The 6,623-nt window shown below is 62.8% G+C and carries 3 protein-coding genes; 1 reads left to right on the top strand and 2 read right to left on the bottom strand.

Going from position 1 to position 6,623, the window contains the following annotated elements:
* Positions 1-153: 153 nt before the first annotated feature.
* Complete coding sequence (locus tag RIFP1SYM_RS18665; protein WP_039960692.1) at positions 154-822, top strand: sulfur globule family protein; 669 nt, start codon at positions 154-156, stop codon at positions 820-822.
* 230 nt (positions 823-1,052) lie between these two features.
* On the opposite strand, the gene RIFP1SYM_RS15100 is transcribed toward RIFP1SYM_RS18665, so the two are convergent.
* Together RIFP1SYM_RS15100 and RIFP1SYM_RS15095 are read right to left on the bottom strand one after the other, a co-directional pair.
* On the bottom strand, positions 1,053-4,814 hold the full coding sequence (locus RIFP1SYM_RS15100) for a translocation/assembly module TamB domain-containing protein (protein WP_005966395.1): 3,762 nt from the start codon (positions 4,812-4,814) through the stop codon (positions 1,053-1,055).
* A complete protein-coding gene (locus RIFP1SYM_RS15095) occupies positions 4,811-6,535 on the bottom strand; it encodes an autotransporter assembly complex protein TamA (protein ID WP_005966394.1) in 1,725 nt (574 codons plus the stop codon). The genes RIFP1SYM_RS15100 and RIFP1SYM_RS15095 overlap by 4 nt, the downstream gene beginning before the upstream one ends.
* Between the last annotated feature and the right edge of the window lie 88 nt (positions 6,536-6,623).

The following is a 6,623-nucleotide window of genomic DNA, read 5'->3' as shown; positions in this document are numbered from 1 at the left end:
TGCTCCCTATGGCGCTCCTTACGGTGCTCCGGTTGCCCCTCAGGCTCCGGCTGCTCCTGCTAAATAAGTAGGAACGAATCAGGATGATTGACAGCACAGGGACGTGCTGAAAAGACTAAGCGTGGTTTTCAAAAGATTTTCCGGGTGAGTGACATGAAAAAGGTTTCTACTATCGCTGCTGCCGTTGCACTGGCTGCTGCTTCTGCTTCCGCAAGTGCCTGGTGGGGCAACAACGGCAACAACTGGGCGAATGACTTCCTTGGTGACGGTTTTGCTGATGGTGCTTTCGACATGAACTTCAGCATGCGTGGCCAGGGTCGCGGCAATGGCTACGGCTACAACCGTTACAATGACTACTACGGCCCTTACGGTTACCCCTACTACGGTGCCCCCTATGCAGCGCCGGTTGCTCCGACCGCTGAGCAGCAGGCTGCCCTGACCGAACAGCAGAAGACCTTCGCTGAGCAACAGCGCAAGGCCTTCGAGCAGGCGATTGCCGCCCAGCGTGAGTACGCCAAGAACTTCCAGAATGTTGATCCTTTTGCGTCCATGGAGCAGGAGAGGAAGGCCATGCAGGAGCGTATGGCAGCAGAGCGCAAGCAGATGGAACAGCGCTTCGCCAACTTTGCTCCCGCCAACCGCGCCATGCCTGCTGACGTTGCCAAGCGCATGGAAGAGTCCAAGGCTCGCCGTGAAGCATCTATGAAAGAGATGGAGGCGCGCCGCGCCGAAGCTCGCAAGCAGATGGAAGAGCGTCGCAAGGTTGCTATGGAGCGCAAGCCTTTTGAGCGCCCGGCCTTCGCACCGCACAAGGACATCTAAACTCTTGCGGGTTTGATGCCGAAAAAGGCGCGTTCGAGTAATCGGACGCGTCGCACTGCTGACAAAGCCCTCGCCGTCTGGTGGGGGCTTTGTTTTTTATGGGGTTTGCTGAACTCCAACCCCATCTGTAGTACGCATCCCTGACGCTTGCGATGATGCGGTAACTCGTCCCAAGTGTTTCGCCTTTGATTCCCTGGTGGTTCCGCTTGGGAGGCTTAACAGCTCCCGGCTCAACGCTCGATGGTGTAGAACAGGTCCACCCCCTGGGATCGACCGGTCTCGGTCTGAATCTGCAGCCTGTCGGTGAGGTCGTAGCGCAGCCGCAGCTTGGTTTCGCGCGAGGCCAGTTCGTTGACGTATTGCACGTAGAGGCGCGGCGACAGATAGGTGCCGGCCACCACCGATGCCTCGGCCAGGCTGTTACCGGTTTCCACCCGCAGTTCCTCCAAACCCAACTGACGGCCCACCTCGGTGGTGAGGCTACCCACACCGGTGGCCTGTAGTGCCGTGGCCACGCCCACATTGGCGCCGGATTTACCCGGCGGATGCCCGGTGAGCAGATAGGAGACGACCTCACTCTGGGTCATGGGCGGGGTGGAGTAGAGTGTCAGCTTGGGCGTCTTCAGGGTGCCGCTCACGCGCAGCCCGGCGGTCACCTCGCCAACCTCGCGCACCGCCTGCACGTCCAGCCCCGGATTGTCCACCGGGCTGTCGGCGAACAGGGCGTAGCCGCGTTCTATTTTGAGGTCCTGGCCGTAGGCGCGGTAGCTGCCGTCCGTCACGCCCAGCCGACCGCGACCGATGACCGGCCGACCCGGCTCGTCGATCACCAGCAGGTTGCCGGTGAGGTTGGCGCGCAGGCCGAAGCCCTCGAAGCTGACTCTGTCGCCGAAGACGATGCGCAGCCTGGAATGGAAGTTCGGGTCGGCCTGTTCCTGTTGTGGTGCATCGCGGCCCACCACCACCAGATCCGGGGTGCCGGTGACAGCGGTTTCTGGCAGTTCGCGTGGCCGGATGCGGCCGTAGGGGATGCGGACCTCGCCGTTCAGCTCGGTTTGTTCCTTGGTGTGCAGGATCAGCAGATCTGGCGATACATGCACCTCCGCCTCGGGGATGTTCAGCGCCACCCAGTCTTTACCCTGCAGCTTGAGTCGGGTGAGATAACCCTCGGCCGGTTCGATGCGGGTCTCACCCTCCAGGGTCAGGGTTCCTCCGCCGGAGCGTACCCTGCCCTTTATCTCCAGCCGTTCCAGACTCGGTGCCTTCAGGCTCAGGCCCAGTTCGCGCAGCTCCAGCCCGAGTTCCGGGATATCCAGGGCTCCCTCTTTCAGCTCCGCTTTGCCCTTGAGTTTGGGTCTGGCCAGGCGCCCGGCCAAGGTGAAATCAAGATCGATGTAGCCCGCTACATTCTGCAACTGTGGTGCCATTGCCGAGGCCAGGCTCAGGTCGTTGATGCGTGCTTTAAGCTGGCCGGCCAGGGGTTGCTTGTCCGGGGCAAGTGCCGACAGTTTCAGTCCGGGCAGGCGTATTTCTCCGTCGATCTCCCCCAGGTCGGCCAGGGGTATGCCAATTTCGGCATGGGCACCCGTGGCATCCAGCTTTGCCTGCAGGCTGCCACCGGAGAAGTCCAGTTGGTGTGGTTCGCCCTGCACCTCGAAGGCTAGCTGGCCCTCGGGTAGCTCCAGTTCGGCTCGGCCACGGATATCCCCATCTGGGGCGGCATAAAAGTCCGCCGCCAGGTCACTGCGACCAGTGAGCTTCAATTCCGGGGGCAGCCAGTGCTGGAAGAAGGCCAGGGGAAAGGCGGGGGCGCTCAGCTTCGCTTTCCAGCCCTTGGCGTCGCTGCCATCGAATGCCGCGCACAGACGCCCGCCGTCGGCGGCCAGACAGAGTTCCTGCACCCGCTGGGTCTCGGTCGCCAGGGTGAAGAGGGTGGGGTGCTCCAGATCCCAGCGGCCGATCTCGGGCAGGGTGAGGGTCAGGGCCTGTAAGGTTCCGCTCCAGCTGTTTTTTGCATCCAGGCCGGCGTCGATGAGCAGTTGCGCGGTTGGTGCCTGCTCGCTCTCTAGTTTCAACTCGATCTGGTGCGCATTGCGCGTGCCCTTGGCGCCCAGCGTCAGTTGATGCCACTGCATGGCGCCGGATTTCAGCCCTCGGGCTGCCAGGTCCAGGTCGATATTCTGCTCACCGCCCAGCTCCAGCTCCGCCTGTACCTGGAGATCTGCAACCGCGTGCTCCTCGAAACCGATGGCCTTGCCGTCGATGTTGGCCTTGAGCTGTGGTGCTTCACGGCTGCCAGCCAGCCGACCCTCGCTGTGCAAGGAGCCGGACAGGCCTGGCCACAGGCTGGCCAGATTCTCTGCCTGTAGCGTCCAGCCCAGGTCGAGGATATTGCCGGCGCTGCCCTCGATGCGAATCACACTGCTGCCGGAGGTCAGCGCCAGTTGCTTGATGTGCAGCGTCTCGCCGGTCAGTTTCAGTTCGCCCTCGGCCTTGAGCGGATAATCGCGCAGCACGCCCTCAAGCTGGGTCAGCTCTACCTCGGCTTGCGGCGTGCCTTCCGCCACCCGGCCCCGGGTGGCTAGCTGCAGCGCTAGTTTGCCGGGAAAATCGGGGTGGAACAGACCGGGGTTGATGCTGGTGCCGGTCAGGTTCAGCTGCCAGGCCGGCTGCGGCGCCCAGTCGGCGCGGCCGGAGCCGTCGATATGCCCCTCTGGCAGGCGAATGCGCAGCGCCTCGAAGTCCACGCCATCGGTATTGCCGCTGCCGGATGCCTCCAGCGTGAGCGCAGGCTGATCCGGCAGGATTGCGTCCAGGATCAGTTGGTAGCGGTAGTCTGCCGGTTGGCCCTTGATTTCCAACCGGCCCTGGTTGCTACGTACCTGGACTCTCTCCCCAGTCAGGGGCCAGCGCAGAGCGCTCCAGGCGAGCTCGGCATCGAATACGCCCAAGGCGTCGTCGGTAGTGTATCGACCGGAGCCTTCGAGTTTAGAGCCAGCGGGAGTAGTAATGAGCAGCCGTTCGGCGGTCACCGTGCCGTCTTCATAGGTCGCGGCCAGGTCCATATTCAGCTCGCCCAGGGCGGGCTCGGTCAGCCTCAGTCTGCCGTCGACTGTGACTACCTCCGGAGTACCGCTACTGTGTAGTCGTCCGCTGACCCGGGTAGGAAAGTTGGCGGCAAAGGCGCCGAGATCGGTGTTGTTCAGGGTCAGCTTCGCATCCCACCGGGGTGCCTGCTGCAGTTCATACAGGCTGGCGTTCAAAACGGCGGCGAGGGGGGCAGACAGGGTCTGTTCGAGTTTGAGTTCGGCCAGATCGCCGGTAATCTGGCCCTGGCCGGAGAGTTCTGGGCCTTCAGGTAGCTGGTAGTGCCAGCCCAACTCCAGGTTCAATGGTAATAACGGAGCCAGTTGCAGCTCGCCGGCCAGCTCCACCCGGGCGCCAAAGCCAGCAGCCTCCAGATGTTCGATCTGCACCACATCGTCGACGGCCCGGGCAGCCAGGCCGACTTGTTCGATGAGGATGGGTTCGGCTGTCGTGGGTGGGATGATGTGGACGTCGGTCAGCTGGAGCGATTCCAGCACCAGCTCCAGGGGCAGGCTGAGACCGGGGAAGGGTTTGGTCGGGGCAGAGTCCGACTCGGTTGGCGGCAATGCCAGGCGGCCCCGATCCAGTTCCAGGGAGATAATCTGCAGGCGCCGCTGCAACAAGGCGGTGGGCCGCCAGTCCAAGTGTAGCCGGTCCAGCTCCAGCAGCAGATCGCCATCGTGATAGCTGAGCCCGGTGAGGTCCAGCGGGCCGGTGAGGCGGCCTTTGAGGCTCTCTGCGGACAGCTCGCCGGGGACCAGATCCCGGGCCAGGTTGAACAGCCAGCGGGTGCCGTTTTCACTATGCACTACAAGGCCTAGTCCCAGGAGGAGGCCGATCAGGGCCAGCAGGGCGGTGTTGAGCAGGGTCGCCAAAACATGCAGCGCTTTTCTGCGCCAGCTCATAGCTCGGGGCCGACCACGATGTGCAAGCGCAGCGCGGCTTCATCCGTGCTCAGAGTCCTGGCCAGATCGATGCGGACCGGCCCCACTGGCGAGTGCCAGCGCAGACCGATGCCGGCGCTGTAGTGGATCTCGGCATCGTAGTCGGGGTCGAAGGCGTTGCCGGCATCGATGAACATTGCAGCGCTCCACTTGCCAGTCAGCAGACGTTCCAGCTCGATGCTGCCCACGGCGAGAAAGCGACCGCCGATCACCTCGCCGGATGCATCCCGCGGGCCAATCTCATCCAGGCCGAAGCCGCGTACGCTGTTGTCACCACCGGCGAAGAAGCGCTTGGAGGCGGGCAGGTCGGTCAGGCCCTCCGCCAAGGTGGCGCCTAGCTCCGCCCGGGCGAGGATGCGCCAGTGGCCGTCGCCCAGACCGCGGATGAGCTTGTCGTTGGTGTGGGCCTGGATGTAGCTGGTGCTGGAGAGCAGTTGTTGGGTGGCGCCCTCAAGGCGGAAGTCGATCCGATGGCCGCGCTGGATGTAGTCCAGGCTGTCGCTGTGCAACTGCGACCAGCTGAGGTAGGGCACCAGCAGGAAGGCGTTGTCGTCCTGCGCGCCCACTTCGAAATTCTCGTAGGAGTAGTCGATGCCGATGGTGCGTCGCCAGTCGTTGTCCAGGCCGATTGAGTGGGCGCTGTTGAGCAGCAGGCGCACGCCAAGACGGCTGTCGGTATCGTAGTGGTCACCCTGGGCCGAGAACGATAGAGAGTCTTGTGATGGTCGCTCCAGAGGGATGGTGTATTCCGTCTTCAGTGAGCTGCGTGGTGCCGACAGACGCAGCTCGCTGAGCATGCGGTGGCCTTCACGGTTGATCAGTCGGCGTTTCCAGTCCAGGGTGATGCGCGGTCCGGTGTCGGTGGAGAAGCCAATACCGGCGCGGTAGCGGTTCGGTTTGTTGGGCGACAGCAGCAGCTCGATGGGCACCTGATCTGCCACTGCCTGATCGCGCAGGGTTCGCACCTCTACATGGTTGAAGTATTCGCTGTCGATCAGGTTGGATTGCAGCGTCAACAGCTGCTCGTGGCTGAACGGGTCGCCCGGTTGGAAGCGCAGGTAGCGGGCCAGGAATCCGGGGGCCAGCTTGTCTTGTATGAAGCGTACCTCGCCGAAGTGGTAGTGCGGGCCGGTCTCCAGTTGCAGGCGAATGGAGGCCTGGTAGCTGTCTAGATCTACCCGAACCTGGTGGATGGTGTAGCGGGCGTCTAGGTAGCCGGCCTCGATGGCATCGCTCAGTAGCTGCTGCTTGAGCTTCTCATAGCGGGCCTGGTTCAGGAAGGTGCCTGGCTGCAGGTCGAGGCCGAATGCAAATAGGGCGTCATTTCTGCCCGGGCCGGTGGTGTTGAACTCGACCTTCGCCAGTTGGATCCGGGGGCCTGGCTCAATCTGGTAGCGGGCACGGTAGCCGGTGTTGATCTGCTCCAGGCGGGAGTCGATTGCCGGCTTGAAGTGGCCGAAGGGTTGCAGTGCCCGACGGATCTCCGCTGGTGCCTGTCGGTGCAGCAGGCGCATGCGGCCCTTGGTCAGAGCTTCTCGCTCTTTCTCTCGCTCGAGGGAGAGGAAAGCGCGTACATTCGCCTCCTGCTCCCTGTCCAGGCCTTCAATCTGCACCTCAATCTCTAGGGCATGAGCGGCTGCGGCGGCCAGCAGCAGCCAGGTGGCAACAAAAAATTGCTGCATTGGCCTCCATACAATTCAGAAATGAAGAGGTGGGGATTTTACCAGTTCCGCCCGGTACGGAAGCGAATTCATATACAAGGGGGCTTCT

This window comes from endosymbiont of Riftia pachyptila (vent Ph05) (assembly GCF_000224455.1).
Taxonomy (GTDB): Bacteria; Pseudomonadota; Gammaproteobacteria; order Chromatiales; family Chromatiaceae; genus Endoriftia; species Endoriftia persephonae.
Note: the sequence above shows the minus strand (reverse complement) of the source record. Positions and strands in the feature narration are given on the sequence as shown.